Origin of the sequence: Serratia entomophila (assembly GCF_021462285.1) — a bacterium.
GTDB lineage: Bacteria > Pseudomonadota > Gammaproteobacteria > Enterobacterales > Enterobacteriaceae > Serratia > Serratia entomophila.
In genome coordinates, this window is record NZ_CP082787.1 from 3,741,072 (window position 1) to 3,760,468 (window position 19,397).

The 19,397-nt window shown below is 59.6% G+C and carries 21 protein-coding genes; 2 read left to right on the forward strand and 19 right to left on the reverse strand.

Annotation, left to right across the window (positions count from 1 at the left end; genetic code table 11):
- Nucleotides 1–66 precede the first annotated feature (66 nt).
- The 16 genes from ispG to trmJ all read right to left on the reverse strand — a co-directional run bounded on the left by ispG (nt 67) and on the right by trmJ (nt 14,154).
- Nucleotides 67–1,188 (reverse strand): flavodoxin-dependent (E)-4-hydroxy-3-methylbut-2-enyl-diphosphate synthase, encoded by a 1,122-nt coding sequence (gene ispG / locus KHA73_RS18125; RefSeq protein ID WP_061796486.1) that lies wholly within the window; start codon nt 1,186–1,188, stop codon nt 67–69.
- A 48-nt stretch (nt 1,189–1,236) separates the two neighbouring features.
- The gene (gene rodZ, locus KHA73_RS18130; RefSeq protein WP_234585802.1) at nt 1,237–2,223 is read right to left on the reverse strand and encodes a cytoskeleton protein RodZ; all 987 of its coding nucleotides are present in this window, start codon (nt 2,221–2,223) and stop codon (nt 1,237–1,239) included.
- On the reverse strand, nt 2,213–2,962 hold the full coding sequence (gene pilW, locus KHA73_RS18135) for a type IV pilus biogenesis/stability protein PilW (protein WP_234585803.1): 750 nt from the start codon (nt 2,960–2,962) through the stop codon (nt 2,213–2,215). The genes rodZ and pilW overlap by 11 nt, the downstream gene beginning before the upstream one ends.
- A gap of 96 nt (nt 2,963–3,058) precedes the next feature.
- Nucleotides 3,059–4,255, reverse strand: coding sequence for a bifunctional tRNA (adenosine(37)-C2)-methyltransferase TrmG/ribosomal RNA large subunit methyltransferase RlmN (locus tag KHA73_RS18140; RefSeq protein WP_234585804.1), 1,197 nt, complete (start codon nt 4,253–4,255; stop codon nt 3,059–3,061).
- A 237-nt stretch (nt 4,256–4,492) separates the two neighbouring features.
- Entirely contained in the window at nt 4,493–4,918 is a 426-nt protein-coding gene (ndk, locus tag KHA73_RS18145; protein ID WP_004952077.1) for a nucleoside-diphosphate kinase, read from the reverse strand.
- A 162-nt stretch (nt 4,919–5,080) separates the two neighbouring features.
- Entirely contained in the window at nt 5,081–5,911 is an 831-nt protein-coding gene (gene sseB, locus KHA73_RS18150; protein ID WP_234585805.1) for an enhanced serine sensitivity protein SseB, read from the reverse strand.
- An 89-nt stretch (nt 5,912–6,000) separates the two neighbouring features.
- The gene (gene pepB / locus KHA73_RS18155) at nt 6,001–7,296 is read right to left on the reverse strand and encodes an aminopeptidase PepB (protein WP_234585806.1); all 1,296 of its coding nucleotides are present in this window, start codon (nt 7,294–7,296) and stop codon (nt 6,001–6,003) included.
- Nucleotides 7,297–7,519: 223 nt separating this feature from the next.
- On the reverse strand, nt 7,520–7,720 hold the full coding sequence (gene iscX / locus KHA73_RS18160; RefSeq protein WP_006327336.1) for a Fe-S cluster assembly protein IscX: 201 nt from the start codon (nt 7,718–7,720) through the stop codon (nt 7,520–7,522).
- Nucleotides 7,721–7,866: 146 nt separating this feature from the next.
- Nucleotides 7,867–8,202, reverse strand: coding sequence for an ISC system 2Fe-2S type ferredoxin (fdx, locus tag KHA73_RS18165; protein WP_004952086.1), 336 nt, complete (start codon nt 8,200–8,202; stop codon nt 7,867–7,869).
- 2 nt (nt 8,203–8,204) lie between these two features.
- Complete coding sequence (gene hscA / locus KHA73_RS18170) at nt 8,205–10,055, reverse strand: Fe-S protein assembly chaperone HscA (protein WP_234585807.1); 1,851 nt, start codon at nt 10,053–10,055, stop codon at nt 8,205–8,207.
- Between the two features lie 26 nt (nt 10,056–10,081).
- Nucleotides 10,082–10,603, reverse strand: coding sequence for a co-chaperone HscB (gene hscB / locus KHA73_RS18175; protein ID WP_234585809.1), 522 nt, complete (start codon nt 10,601–10,603; stop codon nt 10,082–10,084).
- Between the two features lie 62 nt (nt 10,604–10,665).
- Nucleotides 10,666–10,989: an iron-sulfur cluster assembly protein IscA gene (gene iscA, locus KHA73_RS18180; RefSeq protein WP_004952089.1), complete on the reverse strand. Its 324-nt coding sequence runs from the start codon at nt 10,987–10,989 to the stop codon at nt 10,666–10,668.
- 62 nt (nt 10,990–11,051) lie between these two features.
- Nucleotides 11,052–11,438, reverse strand: coding sequence for a Fe-S cluster assembly scaffold IscU (iscU, locus tag KHA73_RS18185; protein WP_004952090.1), 387 nt, complete (start codon nt 11,436–11,438; stop codon nt 11,052–11,054).
- A 24-nt stretch (nt 11,439–11,462) separates the two neighbouring features.
- On the reverse strand, nt 11,463–12,677 hold the full coding sequence (locus tag KHA73_RS18190) for an IscS subfamily cysteine desulfurase (protein WP_234585810.1): 1,215 nt from the start codon (nt 12,675–12,677) through the stop codon (nt 11,463–11,465).
- A 54-nt stretch (nt 12,678–12,731) separates the two neighbouring features.
- Complete coding sequence (gene iscR / locus KHA73_RS18195; protein ID WP_020828166.1) at nt 12,732–13,226, reverse strand: Fe-S cluster assembly transcriptional regulator IscR; 495 nt, start codon at nt 13,224–13,226, stop codon at nt 12,732–12,734.
- Nucleotides 13,227–13,419: 193 nt separating this feature from the next.
- Nucleotides 13,420–14,154 (reverse strand): tRNA (cytosine(32)/uridine(32)-2'-O)-methyltransferase TrmJ, encoded by a 735-nt coding sequence (gene trmJ, locus KHA73_RS18200; protein ID WP_061796470.1) that lies wholly within the window; start codon nt 14,152–14,154, stop codon nt 13,420–13,422.
- 119 nt (nt 14,155–14,273) lie between these two features.
- On the opposite strand from trmJ, the gene suhB reads away from it, so the two are divergent.
- Nucleotides 14,274–15,077, forward strand: a complete 804-nt coding sequence (gene suhB, locus KHA73_RS18205; RefSeq protein ID WP_234585811.1) for an inositol-1-monophosphatase — start codon at nt 14,274–14,276, stop codon at nt 15,075–15,077.
- 55 nt (nt 15,078–15,132) lie between these two features.
- Here suhB and KHA73_RS18210 read toward each other — a convergent pair whose 3' ends face one another.
- Both KHA73_RS18210 and KHA73_RS18215 read right to left on the reverse strand, forming a co-directional pair.
- Nucleotides 15,133–16,155 carry a nickel/cobalt transporter gene (locus tag KHA73_RS18210; RefSeq protein WP_234585812.1) on the reverse strand — a complete coding sequence of 341 codons (1,023 nt, stop codon included), beginning with the start codon at nt 16,153–16,155 and terminating at the stop codon, nt 15,133–15,135.
- The gene (locus KHA73_RS18215; RefSeq protein WP_234585813.1) at nt 16,146–16,814 is read right to left on the reverse strand and encodes a DUF1007 family protein; all 669 of its coding nucleotides are present in this window, start codon (nt 16,812–16,814) and stop codon (nt 16,146–16,148) included. Before KHA73_RS18215 ends, KHA73_RS18210 begins: the two co-directional genes overlap by 10 nt.
- 145 nt (nt 16,815–16,959) lie before the next feature.
- On the opposite strand from KHA73_RS18215, the gene csiE reads away from it, so the two are divergent.
- Nucleotides 16,960–18,225, forward strand: coding sequence for a stationary phase inducible protein CsiE (gene csiE / locus KHA73_RS18220; protein ID WP_234585814.1), 1,266 nt, complete (start codon nt 16,960–16,962; stop codon nt 18,223–18,225).
- On the opposite strand, the gene KHA73_RS18225 is transcribed toward csiE, so the two are convergent.
- Nucleotides 18,226–19,371, reverse strand: coding sequence for a 3-phenylpropionate MFS transporter (locus KHA73_RS18225; protein WP_234585815.1), 1,146 nt, complete (start codon nt 19,369–19,371; stop codon nt 18,226–18,228). It abuts the gene before it with no gap.
- Nucleotides 19,372–19,397: the final 26 nt, after the last annotated feature.

Below are 19,397 nucleotides of genomic sequence, written 5' to 3' on the forward strand. Positions count from 1 at the left end.
TGCGGCTTTCCGACCTTCAGGTTCATAAACAAGCGGGCCAACAGGCCCGCCGTGTAGCGATAACGCTTATTTTTCCAGCAGGTTGACCGAGATGCGGTTGGCTTCGTCCATCATCGAGGCCTTGGCGCGAATCTTCGCTTCCAGCTGGTCAATCATCTGCTCGTTGTCGAAACGCTCTTTCTGGCGCACGCCGTCTTCGTAGAAACCGCTCTTGTTGTGGCCGCCGGTGACGCCCATGGTCGACACCAGCGCTTCGCCCGGCCCGTTGACCACGCAGCCGATGATCGAAACGTCCATCGGCGTGATGATGTCTTCCAGACGTTGCTCCAGCGCGTTCACCGTGCCGATCACGTCAAACTCCTGGCGCGAACAGGTCGGGCAGGCGATGAAGTTGATGCCGCGTGCACGGATGCGCAGCGACTTCAGAATATCGAAACCGACCTTCACCTCTTCGACCGGATCGGCAGCCAGCGAGATGCGCAGGGTATCGCCGATGCCTTCCGACAGCAGCAGCCCCAGGCCGATGGCCGATTTCACCGATCCGCTGCGCGCGCCGCCGGCTTCGGTAATGCCGAGGTGCAGCGGCTGATCGATGCGCGACGCCAGCAGGCGGTAAGATTGCACCGCCAGGAACACGTCGGAAGCCTTGACGCTGACCTTGAACTGGTCAAAGTTGAGGCGATCCAGGATATCCACGTGGCGCATGGCGGACTCGAGCAGCGCTTCCGGCGTAGGTTCGCCGTACTTTTCCTGCAGGTCTTTTTCCAGCGAACCGCCGTTGACGCCGATGCGGATCGGAATGTTCTTGTCGCGCGCGCAGTCCACCACCGAGCGGATACGCGATTCGTTGCCGATGTTGCCCGGGTTGATGCGCAGGCAATCTACGCCGTATTCGGCGACCTGCAGCGCGATGCGGTAATCGAAGTGGATATCGGCGACCAGCGGCACATTAACCTGCTGCTTGATCAGCTTGAACGCCTCGGCGGCGTCCATGGTGGGAACCGAAACGCGGACGATATCAACGCCGACGCGCTCCAGCGCTTTGATCTGATTAACCGTTGCTTCAACATCGGTGGTACGGGTGTTGGTCATCGACTGCACGGCAATCGGCGCGCCATCACCAATAGGCACCTTGCCGACGTAAATTCGCGTTGATTTTCGACGGTTGATGGGCGCTTGGTTATGCATTACTTAACTCTCCATTGCTGCTCTGACATCACGGCCACTGCCGCGCAATTACTGCGCGGCAACGGTCAGACGAGCAACACGGTTTGACTTAACGAACCGGCTTAAATCAACCGGCTTACCTTGATATTGAATCTGCACTGCGGCCGGTGCGCCGATGGTCAGTTTATACGGCGCGGTGCCGGCCAGGTTCAGCTTGCCACCGCTCTTCTGGGTGCCGCTGAACAAGGTCTTGCCGCTGGCGTCGGTCACCTGCAGCCAGCAATCGGCCGAGAAGTCCATCACCAGCGCGTTAGGATCGGCAGCCGCCGCGGCCACGCCCGCATCTGCGGTCGGCAACGGCGCCTGAGCGGCCGGCGCCGTCGGGGCGGTATCCGGCAGCGTGGTCTGGCTTGGCGACACCACGGCAGGCTGCTGCTGTGCAGCCGCCGCCGGCGCCTGAGCGGTAGCCGCCGGTGCCTGTGGCGCAGCGCCGGTATCAACCGGCGTCGTGGCGTTGTCGGTCAAAGGCACGCTGGTGCCGGTGTCGGCGTTGCCGTCGGTCAACGGAACCTGTTGACCTTCGTTGTTTTGTGAAAGCTGGGCGGAAGACTGATCGGCCATGGTGGCGATCTCATCCTGCTGCGCCTTGTGGTTTTGCCACCACCAGGCGCCGGTCAGGCCGATCACCACGAACACGATAAGCCAGGTGAAGCTCATCAGCCAGCCGTCGCGTTTCTTGCGGCGCTTGCCCAGCGAGAAGCTCTGCATCGGCGCAACCTTCGCCATTTTCAGCGGAGCCTGCTTGGCCAGGATCGGCAGCAGTTCATCTTCCGGCAAATGCACCAGCTTGGCGTAAGAACGGATATAACCGCGCACGAACGTCGAAGCGAGATCGGCGGAAAGGCTGTCTTCTTCGATGTCGCGCACGGTAGACATTTTGAGGCACAGGCGCTCTGCTACAGCCTGTTGGCTCAACCCGAGTTGTTCACGGGCTTGACGCAGGCGTTGGCCCGTCGTCATGGATACGGTTTTATCTTGGGAGGCTTCAGTATTCATTAGCTAAGAACTGCTGGTACTGTTTGGATTGTGGAAAACTTCGCGCTAGCTGCTTGCCATAGCGTTGAACGCTATCCTGACGCCCGGCTAACGCCGCGAAACGAATCTGTAACCATAAGCTGCTGGCGCTGGCCGGCAGAACATGTTGATAACTATCCAATAAAAGTTGCGACTGTGTGCGCTTCCCTTCTCCAAATTGCTTTTCTGCCTCCACCAACAGTGGAGTGCCCTTGTCCGGATCGACCTTCAGCGCGCGGGTCAACAAGGTGCGCGCTTCGTCGTTCTGTCCGGCCTTGAGAAAACAGTAACCTGCGTTTTCCAGGCTATCGGCGACCTGGCCATAATCGGGTGCCAGCGCCGCTGCGCTAAACTGCTGTTGTGCCGGTACATACTGCCCTAAACTGCAAAGAAACGCACCGTAATTATTCAGGACGGTGCCATTGCCCGGCGCAAGTTTGAGCGCTTGCTGATAACGCTGCTCGGCTGCGGCGTTTTCGCCAATCCGCTGCTCGTAGAGCGCCATGCCCAATTGGGTACGGTAATCCTGTGGGGCCGCGTCCAGCGCTTTTTCCAGATTCTGCCGCGCGGCGTTCATATCGCCCTGCTGCAGATATTCCAGACCCAGCTGCAGCCGCGTTTGGCCCGCCTCAGAAGACTGCGCGTCCTTTTCCGGCGACGAACCGGAACAGCCGGCCAGTAAACCGGCCGCCAGCAACACACCCCACAGTTTCAGCTTCATGCCCGCATTCATTTCCTTATCGGTGCCATCCGCCCGCCCGCCGCGATGATTTTTCGCATAACCGGCTGTTAGATAACAAAAACAATGCTATAGGATTCAGACCGCCCGCACGTTGATAGGTTCCCCGGCCATTTTCTTTTTCAGGGTACGCTTGGTACGGTCGATCACCTCACCCGCCAATTGCCCGCAGGCGGCGTCGATGTCGTCACCACGGGTTTTACGAACAATAGTCGTAAAGCCGTATTCCATCAACACTTTGGAGAAACGATCCACCCGGCTGTTGGAGCTGCGGCCATATGGCGCGCCCGGGAAGGGGTTCCATGGGATCAGGTTGATCTTGCACGGCGTATCCTTCAGCACTTCGGCCAGCTGATGCGCGTCGTCGGTGCTGTCGTTGATGTGATCCAGCATCACGTACTCGACGGTAACGCGGCCCTGGTTGGCGTTGGATTTCTCCAGGTAGCGGCGCACCGCGGCCAGGAAGGTTTCGATATTGTACTTGCGGTTGATCGGCACGATCTCATCGCGGATCTGATCGTTAGGCGCGTGCAGCGAGATAGCCAGCGCGACGTCGATCATGTCGCCCAGCTTGTCCAGCGCCGGCACCACGCCGGAGGTAGACAGGGTGACGCGGCGTTTGGACAGGCCAAAACCGAAGTCGTCCAGCATGATTTCCATCGCCGGCACCACGTTGTTCAGGTTGAGCAGCGGCTCGCCCATGCCCATCATCACCACGTTGGTGATCGGGCGTTCGCCGGTGACTTTCAGCGCGCCGATGATTTTCGCCGCGCGCCACACCTGGCCGATGATTTCCGACACGCGCAGGTTGCGGTTAAAGCCCTGCTGCGCGGTCGAACAGAATTTACACTCCAGCGCACAGCCTACCTGGGAAGAAACGCACAGGGTGGCGCGGTCGCCGTCGGGGATATACACGGTTTCGACCTGCTGGTCGCCCACTTTGATCGCCCATTTGATGGTGCCATCGGCTGAACGCTGTTCTTCGGCCACTTCCGGCGCGCGGATCTCGGCGACGCGCTGCAGCTTCTGACGCAGGACTTTGTTGATGTCGGTCATCTGCTCGAAATCGTCGCAGCAGTAGTGATACATCCACTTCATCACCTGGTCGGCGCGGAAGGGTTTCTCGCCCATTTTGGCGAAGAACTCACGCATTTGCTGACGGTTCAGATCCAGCAGGTTAATTTTGGCCACAGCCGGTTGTTCCGCGTTAACGGCTTGGGTAGTCAGCGAATTATTTTCAGACACGATGTGCTCGGACGTGATGGGTTCTAACATAATGATCTCTGGCCTCGTTGTTACACGTTATGGCGCTAAAGAATGGAAAGTAAGTTGTGCTGTGCGAACCGGGTGCCCCGGGCGACGGCACTAAAAACGCGCCCCTGACAAGTCGTCTTATCAGGGGCGCGGCATTGTACAAATTTTAGTAGCGGGTTTCCATGACTGAAAGGCATTCAGGGCATTTTTATTGTTTCAGCCGGTGAATGCGCGCTTCCTGTCAGGAAACGCCGGGCATCAACGTGGGCAGATTTCGCTTTCGTTGAAGAAGTAAGCGATTTCGCGCTGTGCGGACTCTACCGCGTCGGAACCGTGAACGGCGTTGGCGGTGAAGCTGTCCGCGTAGTCGGCGCGCAGGGTGCCGGCCAGTGCGTTGTCCGGGTTGGTTGCGCCCATGATGTCACGGTTGCGCTGTACGGCGTTTTCCGCTTCCAGAACCTGCACCACGATCGGGCCGGAGGTCATGAACTCAACCAGACCGTCGAAGAATGGGCGGCCTTTGTGCTCAGCGTAGAAGCCTTCGGCCTGTTCGCGAGTCAGACGCAGCATTTTGGATGCGATGATTTTGAAGCCGGCACGTTCGAAACGGGCATAGATTGCGCCGATGTCGTTGTTGGCTACGGCGTTTGGTTTAATGATGGAAAAGGTACGTTCTACGGTCATGATGGCCTCTGTATTACTTCCAAAACAGGCCGGTCTGCAATAAAGCCGGCCTTCTCAAGTGGCGCAGATTATATGTGCGCCGTTAACGCTTGCCTACGGGAAAATCAACATTTCATTAAAAAAATACGATCTTCATCGGTTATCTTTCGGCACGGCGGCGCGTTACTGCGTTTTGTCGGTCGACGGGATGATGTTGCGCAGCCAGCTGCCCCAGCGGCGCTGATAGAACGGCTGAGTGTGGGTGATCAGATAGTGGCTGACGCCGCGCTCTTTTTCCGCTACCAGGCAGAAATCCACCGGATCATCGTTAGGCGCCGTTTCGCTGGCTACGCTGCCGGCTTCGTTGATCAAAGCGTCGATCTCCGCCCCCTCGCCGTCCACTTCCAGCCCCACCAGCAGGTTGGGCTTTTCGTCCGCGGCCTGGTCATGCATCAGCGCCAGGAAGGCGCGGCGCACCGGCTTGCGCTGGCTGAACAGCGTGGTCAGCGCGTCCACCATCGCCGCAGGGTATTCTTCCGGTTGGCCCAGCAGGATCTGCGTCTCTTTGTCGACATAGTGCTCCACCGGCTTGGCGACGCCGCCGGTGGCCAACAACATCGCTACCTCTTCCGGATAAAACTCTTTGCCGTATTCCGCCTTTGGGTTGAGGAACAAATCGGCGCCTTGGGTGATTTCAAACAGCACCCGCGCCGGCAGCGCGATAAACGGCTGTTCGTCTTCCACCGCTTTTTGCAACGCTTCCAGCGAGGAGAAGAACGGAATGATGCTGCCGCCGTCCTGCTTTTCCCAGTGCTGGATATTGATTGGGGTATCGGCGTTCAGGATGACGTCGCCGTCCTGCGGCACCTGGTCGCTGTCGCCGAGGATCAACACCGTGGCGTCGAGCAGCTCGCGGAAGAACGCCGGGCGATGGGCCGGCTCCGTTACCGCCAGCTTCAGCAGGCGTTCAAGTTCGTTCTCGCCGGGGGCGGCATCCTGATGATGGGAACTCATGGCAAACTCCAGGGATCAAATAACGGAGCCCAGCAAGCTGGGCCCCGACGATAACGCCTATTCTAACGCCCGCGATAACGGGCGTTCAATTATTTGGCTTTGCTTAGCAGCAGGTTGGCCAAGGTGCGCACACCCAAACCGGTCGCGCCGGCAGACCACTGATCCACCGCACCTTTGCGATAGGTGGCGGAACAGTCGATGTGCAGCCAGCCCGTTTGGTAGTTTTTCACAAAGTGCGACAGGAAAGCGGCAGCGGTGCTGGCGCCGGCGGTGTAGGCCGGGCCGGCGACGTTGTTCAGCTCGGCGAAATTGGACGGCAGCTGGCTGCGGTGGAACTCGGCCAGCGGCAGGCGCCAGAACGGCTCCTGCTCGGCCGCCGCACTGCTCAGCAGCTCTTGCGCCAGCGCGTCGTCGAAGCTGAACAGCGCGTGATAGTCGTTGCCTACCGCGGTCTTCGCCGCGCCGGTCAGGGTGGCGCAGTCGATAATCAGCTGCGGGTTCTGCTCGGATGCGTCGATCAGGCCGTCGGCCAATACCAGGCGCCCTTCCGCATCGGTGTTCATCACCTCAACGGTTTTGCCGTTGCGATAGCGAATGATATCACCCAGCTTGAAGGCGTTGCCGCTGACCATGTTGTCTGCGCAGCACAGGTACAGCTTCACGCGCTGCTGCAGGCCGCGCGCCGCCGCCAGCGCCAGGGCGCCGGTGATGGTGGCCGCGCCGCCCATGTCGGCCTTCATCGAGTCCATAAAGGCGCTTTGCTTTAGGCTGTAGCCACCGGTGTCGAAGGTGATGCCCTTGCCCACCAGGCAGGCGAATACCGGCGCATCCGGGTTGCCGGTCGGGTTGAAATCCAGCGCCAGCAGCACCGGTGCGCGATCGGAACCGCGGCCGACGGTGTGAATGCCGGCGTAGTTCTGCTCACGCAGATCTTCGCCCTTGGTGATGCGATAGCTGACGGCGTCGCAGCCGACGTCGCACATCAGGTCGACGGCGCGGGTAGCCAGCTGTTCCGGGCCCAGATCTTCGGCCGGCATGTTGATGGTGTCGCGCACCCAGTCAACGATCTTCAGGCGTTGCTCCAGCTCTTTGCGTTCGGCTTCCGGCAGTTCGGCCCATTCAACGCTGCGCTGGCCCTTAGGCCCGCGATAACCCTGCCAGAATGCCCAGCTGTTTTCCAGATCCCAACCTTCGCCGGCCAGCTTCACTTTTTTGATGCCCTGGCCGTCGATTTTGCGGCCGGCGCGCTGAACTGCCCCCAGCCTGTCGTTGCCGGTCAGATGAATGGTCATCCCTTCCGCGTTGGTGCTCAGCAGCGCTTTCTCGCCCCAGCGGGCGTCTGCAGGCTGTTGCGACAGCGTGACCTGCATGAATTCTGTTGTCATAGCCTTCTTACTCCGGATGTTCCCTTTATTTTTTCATTAGGGCTTTATTGCATACCCTATGCATTTCAAATTGCAGCCAGGCGCCCAGCGATCTCATCCCCAGGAGCTTACTCAGGTAAGTGACTGGGGTGTGATCGTGCAGGTAACAACGCTGCGGTTTGAAAGACGACGGGTATGTCGGATACAAAATAAACGGGCCGCCGATGGCAGCCCGTTACGCTATTTACTCCGCTTCATCTAACCAGACCAGCAGGATCGCTTCCAGTATTTTTTCGTTGGAAGCTTGAGGATCGTCGTCGAACTCTTCGAGATCGCAAATCCACTGGTGCATGTCGGTAAAACGCACGGTTTTCGGATCGGTGTCCGGGTATTGGTCGTACAGGGCTTCGCCGATTTCACGGCTGTCGGTCCACTTCAGTCCCATTATTTCCTTCCTCTCACTCAGGATACCCGCTGGATTTCAAGTTGCAGCTAGGCGGCAAGCGCGTGAATCCCCAGAAGCTTACTCAAGTAAGTGACTGGGGTGAACGCACGCAGCCAACAACGCTGCGGCTTGAAAGACAAAGGGTATCAATGCTCACGCGCGTGGTTGACGGTATAACGCGGCATTTCAACCACCAAATCTTCGTCGGCGACCAGCGCCTGACAGCTCAGGCGGCTTTCCGGCTCCAGGCCCCAGGCCTTGTCCAGCATGTCGTCTTCCAGCTCGCTGCTCTCTTCCAGAGAATCGAAGCCTTCACGCACGATGCAGTGACAGGTGGTGCAGGCGCAGGATTTCTCGCAGGCGTGCTCGATTTCAATGCCGTTGCGCAGCGCAACGTTGAGGATAGATTCCCCTTGTTCGGCTTCCAGTACCGCCCCCTCCGGGCATAAATCTTGATGGGGCAGAAAAACAATTTTAGGCATGGTTAAACCTCATCCACAGAATGGCCAGCCAGCGCGCGGCGGATGGAAGCATCCATGCGGCGCGCGGCAAAATCTTGCGTTTGTGCATCTAATGTTTTGATTGCGTCTTCGATGGCGGCGGGATCGTCACCCTGCACCGCCTGCTGCAGCGCCTGCGACGCGGCGGCGATCGCCTGGCTTTCCGCTTCGCTCAGCAGCGCGGCGTCGCTGGCCAGCGCGCCCTGCAGGCTTTCCAACACCCGCGAGGCTTCCACCCGTTGTTCCGCCAGCTTGCGCGCGCCAACGTCGCTCTGGGCGTTGGCCATCGAATCTTTGATCATGCCGGCAATCTCGTTGTCGGACAGGCCGTACGACGGCTTGACCTGAATCGAGGCCTCGACGCCGGTGGATTTTTCCATCGCGGTGACGCTCAGCAAACCGTCGGCGTCCACCTGGAAGGTGACGCGAATGTGCGCCCCACCGGCCGGCAGCGGCGGCAGCCCACGCAGCGTGAAGCGCGCCAACGAGCGGCAGTCTTGCACCAGTTCGCGTTCGCCCTGCAGCACGTGGATCATCATCGCGCTCTGGCCGTCTTTGAAGGTGGTGAACTCCTGCGCGCGCGCCACCGGGATGGTGGTGTTGCGCGGGATCACCTTCTCGACCAGGCCGCCCATGGTTTCCAGCCCCAGCGACAGCGGGATCACGTCCAGCAGCAGCATGTCGCTGTCCGGTTTATTGCCCACCAGAATGTCGGCCTGGATAGCTGCGCCGATGGCGACGACTTTATCCGGGTCTATAGAGGTCAGCGGAGTACGGCCAAAGAAGGCCCCCACCTGCTCGCGCACCAGCGGCACGCGGGTGGAGCCGCCGACCATCACCACTTCCAGCACTTCTTCGGCGCCGACGCCGGCGTCTTTCAGCGCGCGGCGGCAGGCCATCAGGGTGCGTTTCACCAGCGGGGCGATCAGCGCGTCGAACTGGGCGCGGGTCACTTCCCCCTGCCAGCCGGCAATCTCGACGCCGACGCTGTCGGCATCGCTCAGCGCGATTTTGGCGGCGATGGCCGCGTCCAGCAGCTGGCGCTGCACGCCGTGATCGCTGCGATCGGCCACGCCGGCCTGCTCGCGCAGCCAGTCGGCCAGCAGGTGATCGAAGTCGTCGCCGCCCAGCGCGGAATCGCCGCCGGTGGCCAAGACTTCAAACACCCCGCGGCTGAGGCGCAGAATGGAAATATCGAAGGTGCCGCCGCCCAGATCGTACACCGCGATCACCCCTTCCTGACCGGAGTCCAGGCCATAGGCGATCGCCGCGGCGGTCGGTTCGTTCAGCAGGCGCAGCACGTGCAGGCCGGCCAGACGCGCGGCGTCTTTGGTGCCCTGACGCTGCGCGTCGTCGAAATAGGCGGGAACGGTGATCACCACGCCATCCAGCTGCCCTTCCAGCGCCGCCTGAGCGCGCGCGGACAAGGTCCGGAGAATATCGGCGGACACGCCCACCGGGTTAACCAGACCGGCGGCGGTGACGATCATCGGCAAACCGTTATCGCTGGCCTGGAACCGGTACGGCAGGTTCGGGTAACGCTGCTGCACGTCCGCCAGGGAACGGCCCATCATGCGTTTGACCGAGCTGACGGTGTTGGCCGGATCCTGCGCCGCCTGTTGGCGCGCCTCCCAGCCTACCGTCTGTGCGTCAGCCTGGTAGCGCACCACCGAAGGCAGCAGAGAGCGGCCCTGGGCGTCGGCCAGCGTTTCCGCCTGCCCGCTGCGCACCGTGGCGACCAGCGAGTTGGTGGTGCCTAAATCGATGCCCGCAGCCAAACGGCGCTGGTGCGGCGCGGCGCTGAGGCCAGGCTCACTAATTTGTAATAAGGCCATATTGAAGCTTCCACAATCAGAATCTGTTACTCAAAACCCAGCAGTTTTTCTTCGAGTTGTTCAACCTGTTGCTGGAGTTTGTCCAAAAAGCGCAGCTTGCGCACGGTGTCGGCGGCTTCCGGCCAGTGTTCGCCGTCCAGCTGCTGCACCATCTGGGCGCTGCGCTGTTTGATTGAGCCGCTCAGCCGCCCGCCGAAATCGGCCAGCAGGCTTTCTGCATCCGTTTTGCGTGCAATGGCGTCAAGCTCTTCGCGCAGCTCCAGCTGTTCCATCAGGAAAGCGGTGTCGCGCATCGTATGCTGCTCGTTGCCCAAATCGAAGCCGTGCAAAGATAGCATATACTCCGCGCGTTTTAACGGGTGCTTCAGCGTCTGGTAGGCTTCGTTGATGGTCGCCGCCTGCTGCAACGCCATCAGGCGTTCGCGTTCAGGCTGGTTGGCGAAGCGATCGGGGTGGAATTGGCGCTGCAGATCCTGAAAACGGGATGCGAGCAGGCTGCCGTCCACGGGATAGCGAACCGGCAGCCCAAATAAAGTAAAGTAATCCATAGCGTGCTCTGGCGTTAGCGGATGAAGTTCCCCCGCAGCACGCGGGGGAGCACGATGGACTGTCAGACGTTGAAACTTTCGCCGCAGCCGCACTCGCTTGAGACGTTCGGGTTGTTGAACTTGAAGCCTTCGTTCAGGCCTTCCTTAACGAAATCAAGCTCGGTGCCGTCAAGGTAGACCAGGCTCTTGCCGTCGATGATCACCTTGACGCCTTTGTTTTCGAAAACGATGTCGTCATCGTTCATTTCGTCAACAAATTCCAGCACGTACGCCATCCCGGAACAGCCGGAGGTTCTCACCCCCAGACGCAGGCCAAGACCTTTGCCGCGGTTATTCATAAAGGCCTGAACACGCTGCGCAGCGCTGTCGCTCATGGTAATTGACATCACAACCTCACACTTCAAATCAAAGCCCAGCCGGGCCGGCCGGGCTCACTGACTCAGAAAAACTACTTGGCGCTATGCTTGCTCTTGTAGTCGGCGATCGCTGCTTTAATGGCGTCTTCGGCCAGGATAGAGCAGTGAATTTTAACCGGCGGCAATTCCAGTTCTTCGGCGATCTGGGTGTTTTTGATCGCTTCGGCCTGATCAAGAGACTTGCCTTTCATCCATTCGGTCACCAGCGAGCTGGAGGCGATGGCGGAGCCGCAGCCGTAAGTCTTGAAGCGGGCGTCTTCAATGATGCCTTCATTGTTGACCTTGATCTGCAACTTCATCACGTCGCCACAGGCCGGTGCACCCACCATGCCGCTGCCGACGGTTGGATCTTCGTTGTCGAAAGAACCCACGTTGCGCGGGTTTTCATAATGATCGATTACTTTTTCGCTGTAAGCCATGACCTTGCTCCTGAATCCTGAGAATTAATGATGTGCCCATTCGATGCTGTTGATATCCACGCCCTGCTTGAACATTTCCCACAGCGGGGAAAGATCGCGCAGACGGCCGATGGACTTACGCACCAGTTGAATGGTGTAGTCGATCTCTTCTTCCGTGGTGAAACGCCCCAGGGAGAAACGGATCGAGCTGTGCGCCAATTCATCACTCATGCCCAGCGCGCGCAGCACGTAGGACGGCTCGAGGCTGGCGGAGGTACAGGCGGAACCGGATGATACGGCCAGGTCTTTCAGCGCCATGATCAGCGATTCACCTTCAACATAGTTGAAGCTGACGTTAAGGATGTTCGGAGCGCCATGCTCCAGGGAGCCGTTCAGATACACTTCTTCCATATCTTTCACGCCGTTCCACAGACGATCGCGCAGGGTGCGCAGACGCGCCATTTCCGACGCCATCTCTTCTTTGGCGATGCGGTAGGCTTCGCCCATGCCGACAATCTGGTGCACCGGCAGAGTGCCGGAACGCATGCCGCGCTCGTGGCCGCCGCCGTGGATCTGGGCTTCGATGCGGATGCGCGGCTTACGGCGCACGTACAGCGCGCCGATGCCTTTCGGGCCGTAAATCTTGTGGCCGGAGAACGACATCAGGTCGACTTTCAGCTTGCTCAGATCGATAGGCAGTTTGCCCACGCTCTGGGTGGCGTCAACGTGGTAAATGATACCGCGCGCGCGGCACATTTCGCCGATCGCTTCGATATCCTGCACCACGCCGATTTCGTTGTTCACGTGCATGATCGAAACCAGAATGGTGTCGTCGCGCATCGCGGCTTCGAGGGCCTGCAGGTCAATGATGCCGTTGCTCTGCGGCGCCAGATAGGTCACTTCAAAACCTTCGCGCTCAAGCTGACGGCAGGTGTCCAGCACGGCTTTGTGTTCGGTTTTGCTGGTGATGACGTGCTTGCCTTTTTTCTGATAGAAATTGGCAGCGCCTTTGATCGCCAGGTTGTCGGATTCGGTCGCGCCTGAGGTGAACACGATTTCGCGCGGATCCGCGCCCACCAGTTCGGCGATTTGGTTACGGGCGATGTCGACCGCTTCTTCCGCCTGCCAACCGAAACGGTGGGAACGGGAAGCCGGGTTGCCGAAAATGCCGTCCAGGGTCAAACACTGCATCATCTTCTCGGCAACGCGCGGATCAACCGGCGTCGTTGCTGAGTAATCCAGATAAATCGGTAATTTCATTGCTCTTGTGCTCCGTACATCACTTCCAAAAACTAAAAAAATATCGCCAGCTGCTTATGCGCGCAGATTAACGTTGATAGTTTCTTGCGGACGGCCGTTGGCCGTGCGGCGGGTATCGTTGTTTTGACGATCCGCCACCACCAGCACTTCCTGGTTATTGACCAGTTCTGCCAGCGTAATGTTGTTCAGGAACCCGCTGATGCGTTCGCTCAGATCGCGCCACAGGGTGTGGGTCAGACAGCGATCGCCGCCCTGACAGCCTTCCTTACCCTGGCAACGGGTTGCATCTACCGATTCATCGACAGCAGTGATGACGGCGCCAACGGCGATCTCACCCGCGTCTTTACCCAGCAGATAACCACCGCCCGGACCGCGCACGCTGGCCACCAGGCCATTTTTGCGCAGACGAGAGAATAATTGTTCCAGATAAGAGAGAGAAATACCTTGGCGCTCGGAAATATCCGCCAGAGGTACAGGCCCTTCCTGGGAATGCAGTGCTACGTCAAGCATAGCGGTTACGGCATAACGGCCTTTGGATGTCAGTCTCATAGCTCAATGGTTACCTGTTGGTCAAACATGGCCGAAAGTCTGACATTCCTGAGTAAATCAGTCAACTATTTAACCTAGTGATTTACTCAAGTATTAGCACATTTCGTACTTAGCCATAGCAAATGCATATAAAATGCATGTTATAACCTTTAGATAACTAATACTATTATTGTTGGCCGTTACGCCACACCAATTAATTACCTTGATGTTTGTCCTGTTTTTCGATCGACGTCAGCATGCCGCGCAGGATATTCAGCTCCTGCCCTTCCGGCCGCGCGCGGGTGAATAAACGGCGCAGCCGGCTCATCACCTGCCCTGGGTGCGCCGGGCGAATAAAGCCGGTGCGCTGCAGCGTTTGTTCCAGGTGCTGATAGAAACGCTCGAGGTCGTCCACCAGCGGATAAGGGGTTTCTTCCAGCTGCGGTGCGCCCGCCTGCTGGCGGTCGAGATAAGCCACGCGCACTTCGTACGCCAGGATCTGCACCGCCATCGCCAGGTTCAGCGAGCTGTAGTCCGGGTTGGCCGGAATGGCGACGTGATAATGACACTTCTGCAGTTCGTCGTTGGTCAGGCCGACGCGTTCGCGGCCGAACACCAGCGCTACCGGCGCGTGCTCGCCTTCGTGCACCGCACGCACGCCGCATTCGCGCGGCTCGAGCATCGGCCAGGGCAGCGTGCGCGAACGCGCGCTGGTGCCCACCACCAGGCTGCAGCCGGCAATGGCGTCATCCAGGGTGTCGACGATGGTGGCGTTACCTATTACGTCGCTGGCGCCGGCGGCCAGGGCAATCGCCTGGGAGTCGGGTTTGATCAGCGGATTAACCAGATAAAGGTTGGTTAAACCCATGGTTTTCATGGCTCTGGCGGTCGAGCCCATGTTGCCGGTATGGGAAGTCTCTACCAGAACAATGCGGATATTGTGCAGCATACAAACTCTGAGCGTGGCGGAAAATCACAGCATCTTAACACAGCCGTAGGCAATTTGCCGAACACCTGCTATACTCCGCGCCGTTTCCTGTTCTTTAACATCCTAGTTGGAAGATACCCATGCATCCGATGCTGACTATCGCCGTGCGCGCTGCGCGCAAGGCCGGTAACCTGATTGCCAAAAACTACGAAACCCCGGACGCTGTCGAAGCGAGCCAGAAAGGGACCAATGACTTTGTCACTAACGTCGATCGCGATGCAGAGCATCTGATCATCGACGTGATCCGCAAGTCTTATCCGCAACACACTATCGTTACCGAAGAACGCGGTGAGCTGGTCGGCGAAGATCAGGATGTACAATGGGTGATCGATCCACTGGATGGCACCTCAAACTTTATCAAACGTTTCCCACACTTCTCCGTTTCCATCGCGGTACGCATCAAAGGCCGTACTGAAGTGGCCGTGGTTTACGATCCAATGCGCAACGAACTGTTCACCGCCACTCGCGGCCAGGGCGCACAGCTGAACGGCTACCGCCTGCGCGGCACCAACGCCAAAGATCTGGATGGCACCATCCTGGCGACCGGTTTCCCGTTCAAGCTCAAGCAGCACGCTACCCCTTACATCAACGTCGTCGGCAAACTGTTCACCCAGTGTGCGGACTTCCGCCGCACCGGTTCCGCCGCGCTGGATCTGGCCTACGTCGCCGCCGGCCGCGTGGACGGTTTCTTCGAGATTGGCCTGAAGCCATGGGACTTCGCCGCGGGCGAACTGCTGGTGCGCGAATCCGGCGGCCTGGTGACCGACTTCGTCGGCGGCCACAACCACTTCAGCTCCGGCAACGTGGTTGCAGGCAACCCGCGCGTGGTGAAAGCCATGTTGTCCACCATGCGTGAAGAACTGAGCGAAGCGCTGAAGCGTTAATTCAGGCTCTTTTGCATATTGAAGCGCTGCGTTTGCAGCGCTTTTTTTATGCCGGTTAGCGAGAGAAAGGCCGGATGCCGCCGCCGAATTCCGGCTGCGCGCTCACATATAACAACAGCCCGGCGCACAGCAGGATCAGGCCGCCGGCCAGCGCCAGCGAACCCCAGGCCACCGCGCTCCAGGCTGCGGGTGCGCGCGAACGGCTGAGACGCACCGCCAGCCGGCGGCCGTAATGCACCAGCAGCGCCAACAGGGAAATGGTCAGCGAGGTGCCGAGCGCCATCGCCAGCGCGGAAATCACGCCCCAGGCGAATACGCCGATCACTTTAGAGAACAACAGCACCAGAATCGCCCCGGAACAGGGCCGCATGCCCATCGCCAGCACGATGGCGGTCTGGGTGCGCCAATCGCCGCCGGCCTGCAGCTCGCTGGCGCTGGGCAGATGGCGATGCCCGCAGCCGCAGCGCTCGCTGTGAACGTGGTCCGCCGCCATCGGCTTAAGGCTGTTAATACGCAATGCCGGCGACGGGCGCATCGCCTTCACCGCCGCATACAGGCGTTTCAATGCGCGCCAGCTCAGCAACACCCCAAGCGCTATCACCAGGATAAAACTGCCCTTCTCCAGCCAGAAGCTGCTCTGGTGCAGCTGCCGGGAAGAAAGCTGCAGCACCACCAGCATCAGCGTAACCAGCACGATCGCCACCAGCCCCTGCACCAGCGATGCGGCGAATGTCAGCTTCAGGCTGCTTTTCAGCCGTGCCGGATGCGTGGCCAGGTAGGTGGCGATCACCACCTTGCCGTGACCGGGGCCGAGCGCATGCAGCACGCCATAGCTCAGGCTGAACAACATTAACGCCAGGCCGGCCTGCTGCGGCGCGGCCTTCACCTGCTGCAACAGCCCCGCCATCTGCTGGTGCAGCCCCTTTTGCCACACCACGCTCTGCATCAGCAGCTGCGGCCAAAAATGCCACGCCAGCTGAGCGGCCAACGCCAGCAGCAGTGCAAACAGCAGCAGCGGCCACAGGCTAAAGGCCCAATGGCGTTTGCGGCCAGCCGGTTGGCTGAGATTTATTGACATTGCAAGGTCACCCGTTGAGCGAACTGTTGCCCCAGCGCCATATCTTCGCCGGGCGAGTCGTTCTTATCGAGCGACAGTGCATAAGCCTGCAGCGAAGCGTCCGGTTTCGGCGTCTTCAGGCTGAACTTGCACTGCTGCGCCAGCTCCGGCGGCAGATGTAGCGCAGCCTGGTCTTTATAGGTCATGTCGACGAAATAGGTGGGATCGTAGGTGGAGATCTCAAAGGGTTTGCCCGCCAGCGGCTGCGGTTCGGCCAGCGGTAACACGAACTCCAGCACCGCCTGGTTGCCCTGGCGCGACAGGTGATATTCGGTCGGCAGATTAAGGTATTTCACCGGTTTGCCGCCGCGATAGACATCGGTGAAGTAGTGCTGGCCGAGCACGTTGGCCATCACTTCCGCCGCCAGTTTTTTCCACACCACCGAATCGCTTTTGGCATTCCTGGCGTCGTACAGCAGGTCCGCCGAGGTGATTTCATCCATTACCCAAACCATTTTCAAGCCGACCAGCCGTTGATCCTTAGCCACAAAGGTGGTGTTCATATCAATAAAGCTGTGCGGGTGAGCGACAGCGCCGGTGCTGAACAAGGCACAGGCGCCGGCCAGAATAAGACGTAGCTTCATCATCCGAGGATACTCAATTTTGTTATAACGTAACATAAACCACGATTCAACCGGCGCGCATCGCGGCCAGATTTGTGACGAAAGTTGTAAGCCGAAGTAAAAGCCGCGCGGTAACCGCATCGTCATAATGCCTTTTGCTATGCTTAGGCATATATCGAAACGCTACCTGCCAGAAGGTGATATGAGCCTGGACACCGCTCCCGTGCCTGAGCTCTCCGGTCAACAACGGCGCTGTCATCTGTTGCTGATGCTGTATGCGCCGGCGCCCGAAGTACAGCTGGAGACTATCAGTAAAATCAATGGCGTCGCCCCCCTGATTACCCGGCAAGATATAGCCGAGGTGGCCAGTGAAATCCAGCGTTTCCATCAGTTGGAGATCGTCGGCAACCCCGACGACGGCTATCGGCTCAGGGGGAGCGCGCTCAATCAACGCCTTTGCCTGATCCACTGGCTGCGGCGGGCGCTGCGCTGCAGCCCGCAGTTTGTCGAAGACCATTTCGTTCCCCGGCTGCGGCAGGCCTTGGCGATGGACGCCGGCTTTTCCGCCCAATTGGAACCGTGCATCGGCATGTGCGAATCCCTGCTCAACCGCAGCTTCGACGCGCGCGACCGGCAGTTTCTGCAGCATTACCTGTGTTACTGCGCCTGGCAAAGCCAACGGCAGCGGCACCCGCAGTTCAGCGCCAGCCAGCGTGGCTGGCTGCATCAGAAACCGGAACAGCGCGCGGCCGACGCGCTGCATCAAACGCTCAATCAGCTGTTTAACCACATGCCTGATGACGACGAACGCGACTTTCTGGTGCTGATGTTCACCATGTTGAAAAACCACAGCTACCATAGCAACGATTCAGAGGAAGATCGGCGGCTGATGGCGGCTATCGATCGGATGGTGGAGCGCTTCCAGCAGATCTCCGGCATGAGCTTCAGCAGCCAGGCGGATTTGGTCAGCCAGCTGTTCGCCCATCTGGCCCCCGCCGTTGAGCGCTGCCGTTTCGACATTGGCATCGACAACATGCTGCTGGAGGAGGTGGTGCGCAAATATCCGCGCCTGATGCGCACCACGCAGGAAGCGTTAGCGCCCTTCGAGCAGGAATACGATTTGCATTTTTCTCACGAAGAGGCGGGATTGGTGGCCATCAGCTTCGGCGCCTGGCTGATGCAGGACAATGCGTTGCAGGAAAAGCAGGTGCTGCTGCTGACGCTGGATAACCCGCAGTTGGAAGAGGAAGTGGAATATCAGATTCGGGAATTGACGCTGCTGCCGCTCAACATCAAATACCTGCCGCTGCGCGACTACCTGCACGCCGGCGCGCCGCAGGGCGTCACGCTGGTGATCAGCCCCTACGCCGCGGTGCATAGCGCACCGCAGCCGCCGCTGGTGTATACCGAACTGCCGCTGGAACGCCAGCAGCGCAAAGCCATTCGCGCGCTGCTGGAAGCCCCGTGATCAGCGGGCTGCGCTCACCGCCGGCGGTCGGATGAACAGCGCCGGCACCGCCACCGCCGCCATTACCCAGAACACCCCACCCTGCAGATGCTCGAACAGGAAACCGGCGATCACCGTCATGATCGCGATACCGCCCCCCATCGCCAACGCCGAATACACCGCCTGCAGGCGGATCACCTCCGGCCCCTGGCGCGCCGCAATAAAGCGCATCGCCGCCAGGTGACAGACGGTAAAGGTGCCGCAATGCAAGATCTGGATCAGCAGCAGCCAACCCAGTTCGGTGCTGTAGGCCATCAGGCTCCAGCGCAGCACCCCGCAGCAGGCCGAGAGCAGCAGCAGGCTGCGCGCATTCCAGCGGCGGAACAGCACATTGCTGCTGGCGAAGATAATCACTTCCGCCACCACCCCCAGCGACCACAGGTAGCCGATGGTCGAAGCCGAATAGCCGGCCTCCTGCCAGTAGATAGAGCCGAAGCTGTAATAACCGGCGTGCGCCCCCTGCAGCAGGGTGACGCACAGCAGAAAGCGCCACACCGGCCCTTCCTTCAACAGCTCAAACAGCGAACGTTCGGGTTCGCTGTGGGTACGGGCCTCGCCCTGCGGCATCACGCTGGGCTTCAGCATCATGCCCAACAACATCGCCAGCACGCTGGCAATCAGGCTGTAGAGGATGGCGTTGTGGCCCCACACCGCCACCAGTTGCCCGGTCAGCGCCGAGCCGATAACGAACGCCAGCGATCCCCACAGCCGCACCCGGCCGTAATCCATGGTGATTTGTTTTTGCCAGGTGGCGGCCAGCGCATCGGTCAACGGCACCAGCGGCGAGAAGAACAGGTTGAAGCCGGCGATCACCAGCATCAGCCAGCCCCAGCCGTTGCCGAAGCAGAAACCGACGGCGAAGGCCAGCGTCAGCAGCGCCAGCAGACGCAAGGCATTCACCAGTTGAGAGGGGTCTTTCACGCGGGGAGCAATCAGCAAACTACCGAGAAAACGGGCAATCAGGCCGGCGCCGAGCAACATACCGATGGTTTCGGGCGCGATGCCCTCGCCTTTTAACCAAACGCCCCAAAAGGGTAAGAAAATGCCATACGAAAAGAAGTAGGTGAAATAGCTGAGAGCGAGCCAACGCGTTGATTGCAGAACCATGATCCCTCCGGTGTGAGGCGATACTT